Annotated in this window: 11 protein-coding genes and 1 riboswitch; of the genes, 2 read left to right on the top strand and 9 right to left on the bottom strand. The window is 73.6% G+C overall.

Annotated features, from left to right (window positions below; translation table 11 throughout):
• Positions 1-44: 44 nt before the first annotated feature.
• From ACZ6R9_RS12380 to ACZ6R9_RS12355, 6 genes are all read right to left on the bottom strand, one after another.
• Complete coding sequence (locus ACZ6R9_RS12380) at positions 45-3,350, bottom strand: type I polyketide synthase (RefSeq protein WP_465538138.1); 3,306 nt, start codon at positions 3,348-3,350, stop codon at positions 45-47.
• Positions 3,347-4,660: an MFS transporter gene (locus ACZ6R9_RS12375; RefSeq protein ID WP_465538137.1), complete on the bottom strand. Its 1,314-nt coding sequence runs from the start codon at positions 4,658-4,660 to the stop codon at positions 3,347-3,349. Before ACZ6R9_RS12375 ends, ACZ6R9_RS12380 begins: the two co-directional genes overlap by 4 nt.
• A gap of 175 nt (positions 4,661-4,835) precedes the next feature.
• Positions 4,836-6,560 carry a putative Ig domain-containing protein gene (locus ACZ6R9_RS12370; RefSeq protein WP_465538136.1) on the bottom strand — a complete coding sequence of 575 codons (1,725 nt, stop codon included), beginning with the start codon at positions 6,558-6,560 and terminating at the stop codon, positions 4,836-4,838.
• Between the two features lie 307 nt (positions 6,561-6,867).
• Positions 6,868-7,305 (bottom strand): acyl-CoA thioesterase, encoded by a 438-nt coding sequence (locus tag ACZ6R9_RS12365; protein WP_380484079.1) that lies wholly within the window; start codon positions 7,303-7,305, stop codon positions 6,868-6,870.
• Between the two features lie 47 nt (positions 7,306-7,352).
• Positions 7,353-7,571, bottom strand: a riboswitch (cobalamin riboswitch).
• A gap of 231 nt (positions 7,572-7,802) precedes the next feature.
• The gene (locus ACZ6R9_RS12360) at positions 7,803-8,084 is read right to left on the bottom strand and encodes a sulfurtransferase TusA family protein (RefSeq protein WP_380484077.1); all 282 of its coding nucleotides are present in this window, start codon (positions 8,082-8,084) and stop codon (positions 7,803-7,805) included.
• The gene (locus ACZ6R9_RS12355; protein WP_465538135.1) at positions 8,081-9,355 is read right to left on the bottom strand and encodes an MFS transporter; all 1,275 of its coding nucleotides are present in this window, start codon (positions 9,353-9,355) and stop codon (positions 8,081-8,083) included. Before ACZ6R9_RS12355 ends, ACZ6R9_RS12360 begins: the two co-directional genes overlap by 4 nt.
• Positions 9,356-9,542: 187 nt before the next feature.
• On the opposite strand from ACZ6R9_RS12355, the gene ACZ6R9_RS12350 reads away from it, so the two are divergent.
• Together ACZ6R9_RS12350 and ACZ6R9_RS12345 are read left to right on the top strand one after the other, a co-directional pair.
• Complete coding sequence (locus tag ACZ6R9_RS12350) at positions 9,543-11,411, top strand: flavin monoamine oxidase family protein (protein WP_380484073.1); 1,869 nt, start codon at positions 9,543-9,545, stop codon at positions 11,409-11,411.
• A 218-nt stretch (positions 11,412-11,629) separates the two neighbouring features.
• Positions 11,630-13,267: a translation initiation factor 2 gene (locus ACZ6R9_RS12345; protein WP_465538134.1), complete on the top strand. Its 1,638-nt coding sequence runs from the start codon at positions 11,630-11,632 to the stop codon at positions 13,265-13,267.
• A gap of 17 nt (positions 13,268-13,284) precedes the next feature.
• Here the strand turns inward: ACZ6R9_RS12345 and ACZ6R9_RS12340 are convergent, their stop codons facing one another.
• The 3 genes from ACZ6R9_RS12340 to ACZ6R9_RS12330 form a co-directional block, all read right to left on the bottom strand.
• The gene (locus tag ACZ6R9_RS12340; protein WP_465538133.1) at positions 13,285-15,510 is read right to left on the bottom strand and encodes a hypothetical protein; all 2,226 of its coding nucleotides are present in this window, start codon (positions 15,508-15,510) and stop codon (positions 13,285-13,287) included.
• A gap of 118 nt (positions 15,511-15,628) precedes the next feature.
• Positions 15,629-16,594 (bottom strand): hypothetical protein, encoded by a 966-nt coding sequence (locus ACZ6R9_RS12335; protein WP_465538132.1) that lies wholly within the window; start codon positions 16,592-16,594, stop codon positions 15,629-15,631.
• A 79-nt stretch (positions 16,595-16,673) separates the two neighbouring features.
• Positions 16,674-17,192 carry a SigE family RNA polymerase sigma factor gene (locus tag ACZ6R9_RS12330; RefSeq protein WP_465538131.1) on the bottom strand — a complete coding sequence of 173 codons (519 nt, stop codon included), beginning with the start codon at positions 17,190-17,192 and terminating at the stop codon, positions 16,674-16,676.
• Positions 17,193-17,305 lie beyond the last annotated feature (113 nt).

Here is a 17,305-nt window from a genome sequence, read left to right as displayed (position 1 = left end):
GGCGGCGGTGACGGCCGCGATGCCCTCCTGGCGCTGCGGGGCGCTCACCGGCCACCGGCCGCGGTCGAGGTGCCGCCCGGCAGGGAGGCGAGCTGGCGGGTCACCAGTTCGGAGAGCTGCGTCATCATCTGGAGCTGGATCTGCGTGAGTTGCTGGATCTGACGGGCCAGGTCCTCGATCTCCTGACGCGTCGCGTACACCGGGGCCGCAGGCTGAGCCACAGGGGCGACCGGCGCGGCGGGCGCGACCGGGGCCGGCGCGACCGGCGCGGGGGCCGGGGCAGGGGCAGGGGCAACCGGCGCGGGCGCGACCGGCGCAGGGGCCTGGATCGGGGCGGGAGCCGGGGCGCCCGGGATCCGGCCCACGATCAGCTCGGCCAGCAGTCGCGGCGTGCCGGCCTCCTCGAACAGCTCGCGCATGGCGACCTTGACCTGGTGCTCCTGCTCGATGAGCCGCAGCATGTGGATCAGTTGCAGCGAGTCGGCGCCCAGGTCGAAGAACGAGGTGTCCTCGGTCACCGTCCCCGGTTCCGCGCCCAGGTGATCGACCGTCACTTCGACGATGTGACGGCACACGTCGTCGGCGGTGAGCGTGCCCGTGTTGCTCAGTTCCACTGCGTCCTCGTCTTCCGTTGGTTCACCGAATGCGCTGATCGCCGGTTCGGGGCCGGTCCAGTAGTGCCGACGCTGGAAGCGGTAGGCGGGCAGCGGGGTGCGGCCGCCGCCGGTGCCTTCCAGCAGGTGGTGCCAGTCCACGGGCACGCCCGCGCAGTGCAGGGCGGCGGCCGCGGACCACAGGGGTTCGATGCCCGCGCCGCGGCGCGTCGCCGAGGCCACGGTGGCGGCGGGCAGGGCGCGCCTTGCCAGGCCGCCGAGGGTGTGGTGCGGGCCGAGGTCCAGCAGCACGGGCTCGCCGGACGCCTGTTCCCCGAGCGTCGCGAGCACGGCGTCGAACCGCACCGCTTCCCGGGTGTGCCGCAGGAAGTAGTCCGGGTCCGGCACCCATCCCACGGGGCGGAGGATGCCGTCCAGCCCGCTCACGAACGGGACGGTCAGTGGGTGGAAGGCGATGCCCTCCAGCACCGTGCGGAACGCGCCGAGCGCGGGTTGGGTCAGCGCCGTGTGGAAGGCGCGGTCGACCGGGAGCCGCTCTCCGGGGATGCCGCGTTCGGCGAGCAGCGCGAGCAGTTTCTCGGCCGCTTCCACCGGTCCGCCCAGCACGTGCGACCGCTCGCCGTTGACGACGGCGACCTCCAGTCCGGGGATCTCGGCGGCCAGTTGCCCGGCGGTGCACCGGTCGGCGGCGACGGCGACCATCGCGCCGGGAGGGCAGGCCTGCATGAGCCGGCCGCGCTCGGCGGTGAGCCGCAGTCCGTCCTCCACGGTGAGCGCACCGGCGGCGGCCAGCGCCGCGTACTCCCCGGCGCTGTGTCCGGCGACGATCGCGGGCCGCACTCCGGCCTGCTCCCACATGCGGGTGAGGGCGGCTTGGAGGGCGAACAGGGCGGGCTGTGCGGTGCCGGTCGGCCAGGTCTCGTGCTCGGCGGCTTCGGCGTCGGCGCGGAATGCGTCCAGCAGCGGTGTGCCGTACTCGCGGCGGTACTGCGCCTCGCACGCGTCGAGGACGTCCGCCACTGCCCGGAACCTGCGGTCGAAGGGGGCGGCCATGCCGCGGGAGGGGCTGCCCTGTCCGGCGAACAGGAAGCCGACGGGGGTCGCGCCCTCGCGCGGGGCGAGGCCGGACCAGACCGGGCCGCGTCCGCCGACGGTGGGGGCGGTGCCGGTCAGCCAGCGGTCGAGCGCGTCGGCGAGCGCTGCCGGGCTGTCGCCGCGCACGGCGATCCGGTGCCGTCCGTGGGTGCGGCCGAGGGCGGCGGTGGTGACCAGGTCGGGCAGGGACGTGTCCGGGTGCCGGCGCAGGTGGCTGCGGAAGGCGCGGGCGTTGGCGGTGAGCGCCTGCGGGTCGCGTCCGGAGACCAGCAGGACGCCGGGCGAGGGGTGGGCGTCGCCGTCCGGCGCGGGGGTCGCGGGCGGCGGCTCCTCCAGCAGGACGTGGACGTTCGTGCCGCCCACGCCCAGCGAGGTGACCCCGGCCCGGCGCGGGCGACCGTCCCGCGGCCACGGCCGGGCCTCGCGGGGGACGTAGAAGGGGCTGGTGACCAGGTCGATCGCCGGATTGGGGTGCTCGAAGTTGGCCAGCGGTGGGATCACCCCGTGCCGCACGGCGAGCATCGCCTTGATCAGGCCCACCAGGCCCGAAGCCACGTCCAGATGACCGATGTTGGCCTTGGTCGAACCGATCGCGCAGTAGCCGGTGCGGTCGGTGTCGACGCGGAACGCCGCGGTGGCGCCGTCGAACTCGATCGGGTCGCCCTTGAGCGTGCCGGTGCCGTGGGTCTCCAACAGGCCGATCTCGTCCGCGCCGACCCCGGCCGTCTCCAACGCCCTTCGGATCGCCACCTGTTGGCCGACCGCGCTGGGCGCGGTGTAGGTGTGTTTGGCGGCGCCGTCGTTGCTGACGCCCCACCCGCTGATGACGCCGTGGACGGTGTCCCGGTCGGCGACGGCACGGTCGAGCCGCTTGAGGACGATCGCCGCCACACCGTTGCCACCGACCGTGCCGTCCGCCGACCCGTCGAACGCCCGCAGGCGGCCCGTCCTCGACAGGATCGAGCCCTTGACGTACTGGTAGCCCAGCACCTGCGGCGTGTGAATGGCCGTGGCCCCGACCAGCGCGAGGTCGGTCTCACCGCCCAGCAGCGCCTGCGCGGCGGTCTGCACCGCGACGAGCGAACTGGAGCACCCCGTCTGGATGTTGAAGGACGGTCCGGTCAGGCCCAGCCGGAAGGAGGCGCGGGTGGCGGTGAAATCGGGGTAGTTGCCGATCATCATCTGCAGGCGCGAGAGCCAGTCCTCCGCGGGCGCCGCCGGGAGCACGTTGTTGAGCAGGTAGGTCTGCAGCGAATACAGCTCGTACCCGGTACTGGCGTAGACACCGATGCGCTCACCCGGCCGCTCCTGCGGGTAACCGGCGTTCTCCAGTGCGTGGTAGGCGACTTCGAGGAAAAGGCGGTGCTGCGGATCGGTGTAGGCGGCCTCTCGGCCGCTCATGCCGAAGAACGGTGCGTCGAAATGCGAGACGTCGTCCAGGACGGCGCTCGCGCCCACGAAATCCGGTGCCCGGTACTTCTCGGGCGGGATTCCGGCGGCGGCGAGCTCCTCGTCCGTGAAGTGCCGGATGCGGTCCTCGCCGTCGCGGATCAGCCGCCAGAAGGCGTCCTCGGTCGTGGCACCGGGCAGGCGGAGCGCGAGGCCGATGACGGCGACCCGGCGGTCGGCGGGAGCGGTCATGCCCGTCCTCCCTCGGAGGCGCGAACCCGGCCGTCGGCCGCTTTCTCCGGCTCAGGCGCCGCGCCGTCCGCCGGGGTTGCCCGTCCCGCTGCTGGGGTGGCCCGGCGTGCTGCCGCGCCCCGCACCAGCAGCAGCAGGAACCCGACGCAGAGGAGGATCGCGAGTCCGTGGAGGCCGCCCACCACCTGCAGCGGCGAGAAGTGTTCCAGTAACGCGCCGCTGAGGATCATGCCGAGGCCGAAGCCCAGGTTCTCCACCGACGCCGACAGGCCGAACAGCCGCGCCCGCTGCGCGTCCGGGGTGGTCTGGAGCCGCGAGACGTAGGCGACCTCGGTCAGGCCGTCCGCCATGCCGGCCACCAGGGCCACGACGACCGCGAGGACGGTCGGCAGCCCGCTGAAGACGAGAATGAACGCGGCCGACATCACGCAGGCGCCCAGCGCGAAGATCCGCTCACCGGGGCTGTGGCCCGTCCGGGAGCTCCAGCGGGACAGGATCTGCTGCATGGCGATGTTGCCGATCGCCCAGGTCGCCCAGAACTGGCCGATGAACGCGGCCGGATGGGCGTGGTCGAGCGCATCGGAGTAGACCGGCAGGGCCACGTTGTGGGACGAGGAGCCCAGGCCGTCCACCGCCCGGACGAGGACCATCACGGCCACGACGGGCATCGACCGCAGCAGCATCAGCGTGGCCCACCGTCCGCCGCCGTCCTGCTCCGCCTTCGCCACCTCCGCCGCGGCCTCGCTCTTCCGCGCGGCCTCGGTGCGGATCGGCAGCGACAGCAGCACGCTCGCCGAGACGACGAACGACAGCGCGTCGAGGGCGAAGGCCCAGCGGTAGCCGAGCTGGGCGACGATGATGCCCGCGGAGCCGAACCCGGCCACCATCGCCAGCGAACGGCCGGTCGCCAGCAGGCTGTTGGCCCTGGTCCGCAGCTCCGCCCCGACGATCTCCGGCACCGCGCTGCGCAGCGACACCCCGGAGACCGTCGAGCAGGCGCCGGCGACGACGGCGAGCGCGAACAGCAGCGCGACGCGGGCGCCCGACGGCGCCAGCAGCAGCAGGACCAACGCGGTGGCCTGGGTGAGGTCCGCGCCCACCATGAGGCGTTTGCGCGGGATCCGCGAGGCGAGGGCGCCCGCGACGACCCCGGACGCCACGCTGGTCAGCAGCCGCACCGCCATGTACAGACCGGCCGTCAGAGCGCTGCCCGTCAGGTGGTAGACGAAGACGTTGAGCGCGACCATGTTCAGATAACTGCCGTACGCGGAAACCGCGTTGCCCGCGACGAGTAAGCGGAAACGCTTCAACTCGACCCTCCCCCAAGTCTGTGACATGGACGCGCCCGGCCATGGTGGCCGCAGTCTAGGAAGGTGAAGATCCTCATGGCAAGACCTTCACAAAGCAGTTCGGATCTCGAAGCAGATGTGACCGAACGAGGAAGCCCCGGACCGGGTGGGGCCGGTCCGGGGCTCCGACGTCGCGTCAGGAGACGTTGAGGGTGATGTCGTCGAGGACGAAGGAGGTCTGCTTGGTGTAGTCCTCGGCGCCGGTGAACTTCAGGGTGACGCTCTGACCGGCGTAGGCGGCGAGGTTGAAGGTGCGCTGCTGGTAGCCGGCGGCGGCGTTGACGTTGGAGTAGGTGGCCAGGGTGGTGCCGTTGGCCGTGACGGTGAGGGTGTCGAAGACGGTGGTGGTGGAGGAGGCGCTGTCGATGTGCAGCCAGAAGCTGAGGTTGTAGTTCGCGCAGCCGGTCGGCAGGGTGACGGTCTGGGCGAGGGTGTCGGTGTTGGTGGCGCCGTAGCCGTCCAGCCAGACGTCGTAAGTGCCGCTGTGGGCGGGCTCACTGGTGCTGCTGTTGATGGTGCTGGAGCCGCCGCTGTTGGTCTCGGTCCAGCCGGAGGTGCTGCCGCTCTCGAAGCCGGGGTTGGTGATCAGCTGGGCGGGGGTGCAGGTGGTGCCGCCGCTCGCGGTGACCGTCCAGGTGAAGGTGGCGCTGGCGGACGGGCCGGTGGAGTCGGTGGCGGTGACGGTGACCGTGCTGGTGCCGGCGGTGGTGGGGGTGCCGCTGATCAGGCCGGTGGCGGGGTTGACGGTCAGTCCGGCGGGCAAGCCGGTGGCCGCGTAGCCGAGGGTGCCGCCGGCGGTGTCGGTGGCGGACAGCTGGAGGCTGGTCGCGGTGCCGACGGTGGCGGTGCGGGCGCCCGGGTTGGCGAGGGAGACCGAGCCGGTGTTGCCGCCGGAGCCGCTGCCCTGGGCGAGCCAGGCGGTGGCGTTGAGGGCGAGCGCGGCGTCGGTGCCGGCCGGGTCGTTCCAGCCGTTGTAGAGGGTGTTGCCCGACTGGCCGGTGCCGTCGTCGATCGGCGAGGAGTCGCCCCAGATCGCCACCCGGCCCTTGCCGAAGGTCGAAGTGGCGAACGCCGCGCCGGTGTTGCCGCTGTAACCGGTGCGGTAGACCAGGCCCTTGACGTTCGGGTTGTCGGCGGGCTTGAGGGTGAAGGTGGTGCCGTTGCGGATGATCGAGCCGGTGACGGTGCCGAACGGCCCGTTGATCACCGGGTCGGCGGTGGCGGAGATCGCCCGCGGGTTGTCGGTGGTGATGTTCAGCAGATCGACGGAGAAGCCGAACGGGTCGTTGTTGTTGACGCCGTTGCTGGTCAGCAGGTCGTTGATGATGGCCGGGGAGTCCCAGCCGTCGTTGTTGCGGTCGCTCTGGGTGTGGTCGGAGATCAGGAACAGGCCGCCACCGTTCTGGACGAACGTCATCACGGCGGTCTTCTCGGCCGCGCTGAGGCGGATGTTGGGCTCGGGGATCACGAACTCGTCGAAGTTGGCGAGGTCGAGCGCGCCGCCGGTGCCGTAGGTGATGGTGTTGCCGGCGGGCAGCGTCTTCAGGCTGTAGTTGCCGGTCTTCTGCAGGGCCACGCCCCAGGCCGAGATGGCGCCGGTCCAGCTGGTCTCGCTGCTCGGGTTGGCGTTCTGCGCCAGCGGGTCGGGCTGGCTGGTGGAGATGATCCAGTCCGCGTTGCCCGCGGTCTCCGCCTTGGTGTTGTCGAACAGCACCCGCTTCGGGGTGGTGGCGGCGGCCGCGGCGGCGTTCTTGGGGGTGGCCGCGGTGGCGTGCTGCGGGACGGCGCTCGCGCCGGCGGCGACCACCAGTGCGGTGGCGGCGAGGGCCAGCGGGCGGGCGGCCTTCCACGTTCTGATCATCTGTCAATCTCCTCGAACCACAGGAACCATGGGGGTGCGGGTGCGCCTGCGCTACGCGCGTAGGCGGGCACACGCTGCCATGGTGGGGTAATCGGAGCTTGAACGGAACATGTCGATCACACGCCGTCCGCAATGATGCGGTTTGTCCCCACGTGATGGTGATCACTCAAAGCCGCGAGCCCGGAACGCCAGGTGGGACGGCGTTCCGGGCTCGGGGCTCAGGGCTCGGGCTCGGGGCTCGGGCTCGGGGCTCGGGCTCGGGGCTCGGGCTCGGGGCTCGGGCTCGGGCTCGGGTGGTGACGAGGTGTCAGGCAGCTGCGGGTTCGAGCAGGGCCGGGACGGGGCGCGGGTGGCTGTCGGCGTCGATGGCGACGAACGTGAGCCTTCCGGTGGCGACCCGGGTGACCGGGCCGGTGGCGTTCCAGCGCTCGGCGGTGACGGTGACGTGGACAGTCATCGAGGTACGCCCGGCCCGCTCCAGCTCGGCGTGCGCGGTGAGCAGGTCGCCGGCCCGGACGGGGGCGAGGAAGGTCATGCCGTCCACGGCGGCGGTGACGGCCGGGCCTTCGGCGTGCCGGGCGGCAGCGGCGGCCGCGGCGTCGTCGATGAGCTTCATCACCACGCCGCCGTGGATGGTGCCGTAGAGATTGGTGTCGTGCTCACTCATGATGTGCGCGAGCGTCACCTGGGACGCCTGCGCGGGCTTGGCGGCGGACACCACGGGTGCGACGGTCTGATCTGCCACGTCAACTCTCCTTCGCGAGTCGCGGCTTGGGCGATCCGCGGCACCGGTGGGCGCTGCGGGCGGCGGCAGGTCTTCGGACTCGCGGACATCTCCCGTGGAGGGCCTGCCTACTGGCCGTCGCTTCCCGGACCGGTCGGGCCCAGTGCGTGTGACGGCGGTCGTTCCCGCTCACCGCTGCGAGGCAGTCCTGGACTCGCACCAGGTTCCCTCTTACGACGCCCCTGCCCTGGCTCGGACGGGTGCGAACCGCTGCCCGACCAGCCTATATCCCCGCCGGAGGTGCTCAGTCCGCCCGGCGGTCAAGGGGGCCGCCAGCCTGCCGGACGACGCCACGGGGCGTCCACGCGGGGCGGGGCGGCGTGAGTCGCAGCGCACAGGCCTCGGCGACGACGGGAGCAGGACGTGGTGGCAGGCCCGGAGCGCTCCCGTCCGACGGTCGGGCCCACGGCAGTTGGTGCACCCGGCGGCCGCGCGAGTGGCGGCCCGGCCGGGGGCGGTCAGGGGGTCGGGCGGTGCCAGGGGGCGTCGGGGCGGGTGGGGGTGGGGTTGGCGGTCAGGCGCAGGGCGTAGGTGTCGGTGGTGACGGGGCCGAGGTAGTGGTGGCCGGTGAGGTGGCACCAGGCGGGGAGGTCGAGGGGGGCGGCGGGGTCGGTGGCGTGGATGTGGACGAGGGTGCCGGCGGGGGCGTCGGCGATGGCGGCGCGCAGCCGCAGGAGCAGGGTGACGCAGAGCAATCCGCGTCCGTCGATGGTGAGTTGGGGGGTCTGGTGGTCCGTCATCGTCGGGCCCGGGTGGCTGCGGTGGCGAGGGCGGGGAGGGTCAGCAGGGCGACCAGGCCGCCGCCGAAGGCGAGGACGGGGTAGCCGGCCAGGTCGACGACGGCGCCGGAGGCGAGGCCGCCGGTGGCGCCGGAGATGGCGATGGCGACGTCGACGCTGCCCTGGGTCTTGGCGCGGGTGGCGAGCGGGACGGCGTCGGTGAGGATCGCGGTGCCGGAGACCAGGCCGAAGTTCCAGCCGAGGCCGAGCAGGACGAGTGCGAGGGCGAGCAGCGGGAGGGAGCCTGCGGGGGCGAGGGCGGCGAGCACGCCGGCCGCGAGCAGGGTGAGTCCGGCGGCGGCGCCGACGGTGAGCGGGCCGTGCCGGTCGACCAGGCGTCCGGTGAGCGGGGAGGGCAGGTACATCGCGGCGACGTGCAGGGCGATGACGAACCCGGCTGCGGCGGTGCCCTGTCCGGCGTCGTGCATGTGGACGGGCGTCATGGTCATCACGCCGACCATGACGAGCTGGGTGACCACCATCACCTGCGCTCCGAGCAGGACGCGATTGCGGGTGCGGGCCGTTGACGTGCCGTCGGCGGTGTCCGCCGGGGTCTCGGCGGCCGGGGCCGCCGCGGCGGCGGCGCGGGCGAGCAGCAGCGGGTCGGGGCGCAGCCGGGTGGCGAGGACGAGCGCGGCGGCGGCGTAGGCCACGCCGCCCAGCAGGAACGGTCCGGCGAGTCGGGGCAGGTGCAGGGCCTCGGCGAGGTCGCCGGTGGGGGCGGCGAGGTTGGGGCCGAGGACGCCGCCGAGGGTGGTGGCGACCAGCACGGTGGAGATCGCCCGGGCGCGGTGTCCGGGGGCGGCGAGGTCGGCCCCGGCGTACCGGGCCTGGAGGTTGGTGGCGGTGCCGGCGCCGTAGACGAACAGCGCGAGGAACAGCAGGACGGGGCTGTCGAGCGCGGCGGCGGCGATCACGCCGACGCTGCCGACGGCGCCGGTGGCGTACCCGAGGGCGAGTCCGGGGCGGCGGCCGCGGGCCGCGGATATTCGGCTGACCGCGATCGCCGTGAGCGCGCTGCCGGCGGTGAACAGCGCACTGGGCAGCCCGGCCAGCCCGGTGCTGCCGAGCATGTCCTGGGCGAGCAGCGCGCCGACGGTGATGCCGGCGGCCAGCCCGGCACCGCTGAGGATCTGGGAGGTGACCAGGACCCGCAGGATGTGCCGCTGAACGGCGGGGTCGGCGGCGAGTTCGGCAGGTGGCGGCGCGGTGGTGCTGGTCTCTGACGTCACGGCTCTCCTCGGTTATCCAAAGTTTCGTGGAATATCCTAACGACCCCTCGCCGCAAAACCGCCCGGCGCACAGTTGGGGACGGGGCGCGCCGGGTGAGTGCGGCAAGCGCCCCCCTGGCGGGTGGTGAAAGGGGCCAGGTGGGCGGAGCGCGCGTCCCGGGGTGCGCGGCGCTGCCAAGGTGGGGCGGTGATCTCTCGACGCGGACTGCTCTTTGCTTCTGGCGGCGCGGCGGCCGCCGCCGCCCTGACCGGCCCCGGGGCCGGAATCTCTCGTGCGGCGGACGCGGCCCCGCCCGACCCGGCGCGGAAGGCGGCGGCGCTGATCATGGCGCGCCGGATCCTGCTGACCGACGCCGACCACAACGACCTGACCCTGGAGTACCTGAAGCTGCTGACCGGCCGTCAGCGCGTGAAGAAGACCGAGACGCGCGACGTGCTGGTGGTCGGCGCGGGCGTGGCCGGAATGGTGTGCGCCCGGCTGTTGCAGGCGGCGGGTCACAAGGTGCGGGTACTGGAGGCGAACCGCAGCCGGGTGGGCGGCCGGGTGAAGACCTTCCGCGGCGACGTGTGGCAGGACTCCCGGCTGCACGCGGAGGCCGGCGCGATGCGCATCCCGTCCAGCCACGTGCTGACCCTCGCGCTGGCCGACCACCTGAAGGTGCCGCGCCGCCCGTTCGACCTGGTGGACCTCCCGCCGCTGCCGGACCAGGTCTCCCACGACTCCAGGGTGGCGTACAAGTCGTGGACGGGTGAGGAGTTCACCAGCGGCGAAGCCCCCGCGTACGTCGCGCCGAAGGGTCTCGGCAGCCGCTTCGTGCACGTCAACGGACAGACCGTCACCAAGAAGCAGTACGCCGAGAACCCGGGCCCGATCAACAAGAGCTTCGGCTGGGACAGCAACCAGACCACCGCGGCGGCCTTCGACAAGGCGCTCGACACCGCCCGCGCCTACACCATGGACAAGAACCCCGACGGCACCTGGACCGACAAGCCGATCGCGGAGCGGGTCACCGGCATGGCCGACCTGCTGTACGACATGGACGGCTACTCGCTGCTGCGCTACCTGCAGGAGGGCGAGGGCTGGAGCGACGCCCAGATCCAGGCCGTCGGCACGCTGGAGAACCTGACCAGCCGGCTGTCCTACGGCTTCCTGCACTCGGTGTTCGACGCCGGTGACATCAACCCGTCGGTCACCTACTTCGAGTTCGACGCGGGCACCGACGCGCTCACCGAGGCGCTCGCCAAGGGCCTGTCGATCGAGCGCGGCCAGGTGGCCACCCGGGTCCGCACGGACGAGCACGGCGTGACGGTGACCGCCGAACCCGAGACCGGCCCGGAGGACGAGGCCTGCGACGGCGCGATCGGCAACAAGCCCACCGAGTACCGGGCCGACATGGTGGTGCTGGCGGTGCCGTTCGCGGCGCTGCGGCACGTCGACTTCGAGCCGCTGCTCCCCTACGGCAAGCGCCGGGCGATCAACGAACTCAAGCACGACACCGCGCACAAGGTGCTGCTGGAGTTCACCGAGCGCTGGTGGGAGTGGGACGAGGCGACCTGGAAGAACAAGCTCGGCAACGACTACAAGCCCGCCCCGCACGGCGACGCGGTGGCCGCGGTCGGCGGCGGCTGCGTCTCCGACGAGGCCGGCCGGTTCGTCTACTTCCCCTCCCACCCCAGCGACGGCGGCGCACCCGGCGGTGTGGTGCTGGCCGCCTACAACTGGGCGGAGGACGCGCTGCGCTTCGACGCCCTCACCCCCGCCGACCGGCACACCGAGGCGCTGGAACACCTGACCGGCCTGTACGGCGAGCGGATCCGGCGCTACGTCACCGACCGGCACGTCTCGCAGTCCTGGCTGCGCAACCGCTGGGCGCTGGGCGAGGCCGTCATCGAGACGCCCGGGCAGTTGCTCAGCCTCGGCCCGCACGTGGCGACGCCCGTCGAAGGGAAGCTGTTCTTCGCCGGCGACCACTGCCAGCCGCGCTACCACGCGTGGATCTCGGGCGCGATCGCCTCCGGCACGGAGGCCGCGCTGCAGGTCGCCAACACCGTCTGACCAGCCGCACCGACTCGCACCGCCGCACCGACTCACAGCGCCCGCAACGCTCGCACCGCCCGCCGCCGGTACCCGATGCTTCGTCAGTCGGGTGCCGGCGGCGGGCGTTTCGCCGTCCCGGCCGGAGCCCTTCCCGACGGCAGGTCGGGCTGCCCGACCGGCCATCAGCGGCCGTGTCCCGGCGGGCGGGGCGGCGGGCGCACCGATACCATCGGCGCATGCGCGACACCGGCGGGGACCAGCGGCGCTCCGTGCTGCTGGCGTTCCGCTCGGCGGTGGCACTGCACCGACTGCTGGACGTGCTGCCGGTGTTCGAGGGCGACGGCCGGATCTCCCGCTGGTTCACCCTGGTGCCGGGCTCCCGGTTCGACCTGGAGGCGCTGGCCGCGCTGGACCGCTCCGGCGCCCGGGTGATCGACTTCGAGCAGGCCACCGAACGGCCCTTCGACCTCGTCCTGACCACCAGCCCGAAGGGCGCGCTGGCCAGCCTGTCCGCTCGCGCCCGGGCCCTGCTGCCGCACGGCGCGGGCTTCAACAAGGCGCTGCGCGAGGAGGGTTCGCCCGAGCTGCCGTCCGGCCTCGACCCGGCGTTCCTGCTCTCCGACGGCGCGCCGTGGGCCGATCTGCACGGTCTCGGTCATGCCGAACAGCTGTCCCGGCTGGCCGAGTTCTGCCCGCCGGCGGCCACCCGTGCGGTCGTCGTCGGCGATCCGACGCTGGACCGGATGCTGGAGTCGAACCCCCGCCGCGAGGTGTACCGGGCCGCGCTCGACCTCGGCGACCGCACCCTGCTGGCGGTGCTCTCCACCTGGGGGCCGGAGAGTCTGCTGGTCCAACGCCCCGAACTGCCGCGCGAGTTGGTGCTGGGCCTGCCGGTGGACCGCTACCGGGTCGCGCTGCTGGTCCACCCCAACGAGATCGGCGAACGCAGCCGCCTCGACCTCGCCGAGCAGTTCCGCCCCGAGCTGCGGGCCGGGCTGCTGCTGCCCTCCCCGCACCAGGACTGGGCGGCGGTCCTGGTCGCCGCCGACGCGGTGATCACCGACCACGGCTCCACCGCGCTGTACGCCGCCGCGCTCGGCCGCCCCGTGCTGAACGCCTACGACGGCGGGCGGGAGTTGATCGCCGGCACCCCGATGGCCCGGCTGCTGGCCGCCGCGCCGCGCTTCACCGGCCTGGAGAGCGTTCGCGGCCTGGACCTGGCCGCGACCACCCTCGCCCGGGGCCCCGCCGCTGACGCGTTCGACCGGCCCGGGCAGGCGCTGGGCCTGCTGCGCACCGAGCTGTACCGGCTGCTCGACCTGACGCCCCCTCGGCAGGTGGTGCTGCCGCAGCCGCTACCGGTGCCGTCGGTGCCGCGGTCGGCCGCGCCGACGCTCGCGGTGCGGGCCGAGGTCGACGGGCAGCGGGTGCGGGTGGAGCGTTTCCCGGCCGCCACCGAGCTGGCGATCCACCACCTGTCCGCCGAGCACCCGGTGGCCGCGCTGGCTCAGGTGCGCAGCGCCGCCGTGCTGTGGCGGCGCCCCGGTTCCGGCCGCTGGACGGTGTCCGGTTGGGCCACGCACGTACTGGACGAACTGCCCGCCTGCCTGACCGCAGCGGCGGTGATGTCCGCCGACCGCTGCGTCCTGCTGCACCGGCACCGCGGCCCACTGACCGTGCAGCTCGCGCCTGGCCGGGCCGGCGGCCGCATCCACCGGATCGATCCCACGGCCGCGGTCTCCGCCGTCCACGCCTGGCTCGGCGCCCACCCGGCGGCCGGTCTCCCCGCCGAACTCGACTGCGCGCTGGGCCCGTTCACCGCCCGGCTCACCGTCCGCCCGGCGCTCGCCGAGGAACTCGACGCGGAGCTGTGACGGGCGGTGGCGGGAGGTCAGCTCTCGTCGGGGCCGGGGTTGGGCGTGGCGCCGGGGCCGGGTTCGGGGTCGGGCGCGGCGCCGGGGTCAGGGTCCGGGCCGGGGCCGGGTTCGGGGTCGGGCGCGGCACCGTGGGCGGCCCGCAACTCGGCGGCGCGGGTGCGGTGTTGTGCGGCCTCGGCGGGGCGGTCGGTGCGGTCGGCGAGGGTGGCGAGGTCGGTGCGGATGCGGGCCTCGTCGAAGGTGGAGCGGCGGGCTTCGGCGTCGGCGAGAGCGGCGGTCAGGTGGGGTTCGGCGTCCGGGTACCGGCCGGCCCGCAGCAGGGCCCGGCCGAGGCCGGAGCGGGCCCGGGCGGTCATGCGTTGGCGTCCGTCCATACCGGCGAATGCCTGGTGGGCCCGGGCGAACAGTTCGGCGGCCTCGGCCTGGTCGTCGGCGGCGGCAGCGGCTTTGGCGCACTGGTAGGTCTGGAGCGCCGCGCCGTACGCGTTGCCGATCGCCAGGTGGATCGCGCGGGCCGTGTCGAAGTCGGCGCGGGCGGTGGCGAAGTGCGCGCGGGCGGTGTCGGCGTCCCCGCGTTCGGTGGCCCATTGGCCTTCGGCGAGGGCGAGTTGGCCGTGGAAGTCGATGGCGGAGGCGGCGAGCCGGCGGTCGGCGAACTCCTCGCCGAGCAGCTCGGCGAGGGCGCGGGCCCGGTCGAGGGCGGTGGCGGCCTCCTCGAACCGGGCGGTCTCCCACAGCGGCCGGGCCAGCAGGCAGCGGGTGCGGATCCGGGCGGGCAGCTGGTCGGCGCGGTCGGCGGCGGCCACGGCGGCGGTGAAGGCGTCGATGGCGTCGGCGTGCCGGGGGTGGTCGAGGAAGTGCGTCCACAGCGATTCGGCGAGCGCCACGGCGTCCTGGTCGCGGCCGCTGTCGTGGGCGAGGGCGACCGCGCCGTACAGGGCCTGCCGGTTGGCCTCCATCCAGTGCAGCGCCTGGGACTTGGCGGTGCCGAGGTCGGCGTCGGGGACGCCCGGCAGCGGCGGCACCTCGGGTTCGACGGTGAGGCGGGTGCCGGCCATCACCAGGTCGGCGCGGGCGCTCTGGCGGCGCAGCCAGTGCAGGACGCGGCGCCGGGCGTCGGCGCGTTCGGTGCCGTCCGGGTCGGCCTGCCGGGCGCGGCGGGCGGCGTGGCCGCGTACCAGGGCGTGCTGGCGGTAGCCGCCGGTGCGGTAGTCGAGCAGTCCGGCGGCGACGAGTTCGGCGAGGGCGTCCTCGGTGGCCGGCAGGCTCCGGCCGAGCAGTGCGGCGGCGGTGTGCTCGGTGACGAACGGGCCGGGGCACTCGGGCAGGATGCGGTACAACTGGGCGGCGGCGGCGCCGAGTTCGGCGTAGGCGGCGTCCCAGACGGCCTCCACGGGCTTGCTCCCCTGCTGGTGGAGTTCGGCGGTGAGTCGTTCGGCGAGCGCGGCGAGGCTGCGGTGCGGGAGGCGGCGGGCGAGTTCGCCGGCCACTTCGGCGGCCTTGGGCAGTCCGGCACAGGCGGTGGCCAGGGTGTGCACGGTGGCGGGGTCGGCGGCGGCCCAGCGCTGTTCGCCGGACAGCAGGCGCAGCAGTTCGGCGATGTGGTCGGTGGAGAGCGGAGCGAGGGCGAGCTCCAGCGGGGCGGTGTCGCCGAGGTCGTACAGCGGGCCGTGGCTGGTGACCAGCACCAGGCTGGCGGCGGAGGCGGGCAGCAGCGGCTGGACCTCGGCGCCGGTGCGGGCGTTGTCGATCACCAGGAGTCGGCGGCCGCCCCGGGTGCGGGCCCAGTACTGGCGGGCCAGCGAGCGGAAGTCCGTTGCCAGCCAGGCGCGTTCGACGCCGAGGCCGGACAGCAGGTCGGCCAGGACGGCGGCCAGGTCGGCCGCGCCCTCGCGGCGGTAGTCGTCCAGGTCGATGTAGTGCGCGCCGTCCGGGTGGCGGTCGGCCAGGCGGTGGCCGAGGCGCACGCACAGGGCGGTCTTGCCGATGCCGCCCAGCCCGCTGATCGTCACCACCTGCGGGGTGGCGGGCTGCGCGCCGTCGGGTTCGGGGAGGTCGGCGATGCGCGCCTGTTCCTCGGTCCGGTCGACGAAGTGGGCGCGCTCGGGCGGCAGTTCGAAGGCCGGGGTGTGGACGACGGCGGCCGCCTGGTGGATGTTCACCGTGCTGACGTGCTGCGCCTGCACCACGGTGTCCACCCGGGCGTGGTCGCCCACCACGTTGCGCGTCTGTTCGGTCACGCGCCAACCCTACGCGGTGGCGGGGGCGCTGACCGGGAGACACCGCAACCCGGGCGGGGGCGCGGCGCCCGGGGTGTCAGCGCTGGGGTGCCAGCCTTGGGGTGTCAGCCTTGGGGTGTCAGCCTTTGGGGAGAGTGAACCAGCGCCAGTCCTGGCTCTCGGCGACGCCGCGCCAGATGGCGAGCGGGATCGGCGGCGTGCTGCGGGTGTTCTTCTGCTCGGCGCCTCCGGTGAAGTCGCGTATCCCGCTGTACTCGGTGAACTCCAGTACGGTGCCGTCCATCCGCCACACCCGGACCCGGTAGTTGTACAGGGTCGGCGCCACCGCGTCGTTGCTCTCCACCATCTCCCAGGTGCCGTCCGGCAGGAAGCCGTACGCGCAGCCCATGGTGGTGCGGGTTCCGTTGCCCAGGACGCTCTCCGTGCACTGGAACGGCAGGTCGCTGGGGTCGGCGGGAGCGCGCCGGTCCTTCGGGAAGACCAGCTGCGAGTGACGCATCGTCATCTCCAGGCTGGCGGTGACGCCGGAGCCGTCGACGAACTGCATCACCACCCCGGCGGTGCCGGAGGGGAGCGGGCCGGGGTGGACCTGGGCGTCCTTGAGGAACCGGCTGAACACGGGAAGCATGGAGTTGAGCGCCCTGTACACATTGTCGGGCGTGAACGGCATCTGACTGCCGGGGGCCGGGGTGTCGTTGCTCGACGGCCGACCGAGCACGGACGCCGGGGGCATGTTCAGCATCGGCGTGAACTCGGCCCCGGGGCTCGACCCGGCGGAGTCGAGCGGGCTCGGCGAGGTGGTGAGCGAGGGCACGCCCGCATTGGCCGTACCGCCCGCGCCGGCCGGGCCGACCGGGCCGGGGCCGTGGGCGGGCAACTTCGAGGCCACGGTGGGCAGTCCGGCGTTCGCGCCGACCGCGGCCAGCGCGACGACGGTGAGCGCGGCGCCCGCCACCCGTAGCCGCCGGGCCAGTTTGCGGCGACGGCCCCGGCGGTTGCTCTCGGCGACGATCACGGCGACCGGGACGCTCAGTTCCTTGACGCTCGTCTCCATCATCCGGGAGAGCTCCAGGTCCAGGTCCAATGTCCGATGCCTTCCGTACTGGCAGGTGTATGTCACGAGAGTAGGCGGGGGTTCGTCCGGGGTGGGCCGTTGGCCCGGGTCAGTCCTGGAGCAGCAGGGCGCCGTCCGGGCCGAGGATCGCGCGCAGGCGGGCCATCGAACGGGAGTTGAGGCTCTTCACGGCGCTGACGCTGATGCCCATCGCCTCCGCCGTCTGCTCCAGGCTGTAGTCCTCCAGGTACCGGAGGACCACGGCGGCCCGGTTCCTGGGCGGCAGTTGACGCAGAGCGGCCATCAGGGTGATCCGCAGGGCGGCGGAGCTCCCCTCGTGGGCGCCGACCACCGGCTCCTCGGGGAATTCGGCGACGGCGAGTTCACTGGAGCGCCGCAGCCGACGGTGCGACAGGTAGCAGCGCAGCACCACCTTCCGGGCGTACGCGTCGACTCCGGCGTCCGCGTCGGCCCGCCGCAGCCGGCCCCAGACCGGGTACATCTTCGACAGCGCGGTCTGCACGAGGTCCTGTGCCTGGTGCCAGTCCCCGCACATCAGGTACGCGAGCTGGAACAGGCGGCGTGCCCGACTGGCCGCGAACTCGTCGAAGCCGAGCCCCTCGGTCATGTGGTCCCCCGGATGGAAAAGTGTTCGTCAACGTTCTGGATACACGCCGCACCCGGGCCGTTCGTCGCGCCACGGAGATCAAGATTGGGTAACGGCGGTTGCCTGCCGCCTCG

It is taken from the genome of Kitasatospora sp. NPDC048662 (assembly GCF_055587065.1).
Note: the sequence above shows the minus strand (reverse complement) of the source record. Positions and strands in the feature narration are given on the sequence as shown.

Excerpts from the sequence above, each read along its gene's own strand:
- ACZ6R9_RS12360 (WP_380484077.1), bottom strand. The coding sequence starts at position 8,084 with ATGACGGACCACCAGACCCCCCAACTCACCATCGACGGACGCGGATTG.
- ACZ6R9_RS12330 (WP_465538131.1), bottom strand. The coding sequence starts at position 17,192 with ATGACCGAGGGGCTCGGCTTCGACGAGTTCGCGGCCAGTCGGGCACGC.
- ACZ6R9_RS12370 (WP_465538136.1), bottom strand. The coding sequence starts at position 6,560 with ATGATCAGAACGTGGAAGGCCGCCCGCCCGCTGGCCCTCGCCGCCACC.
- ACZ6R9_RS12380 (WP_465538138.1), bottom strand. The coding sequence starts at position 3,350 with ATGACCGCTCCCGCCGACCGCCGGGTCGCCGTCATCGGCCTCGCGCTC.
- ACZ6R9_RS12345 (WP_465538134.1), top strand. The coding sequence starts at position 11,630 with ATGCGCGACACCGGCGGGGACCAGCGGCGCTCCGTGCTGCTGGCGTTC.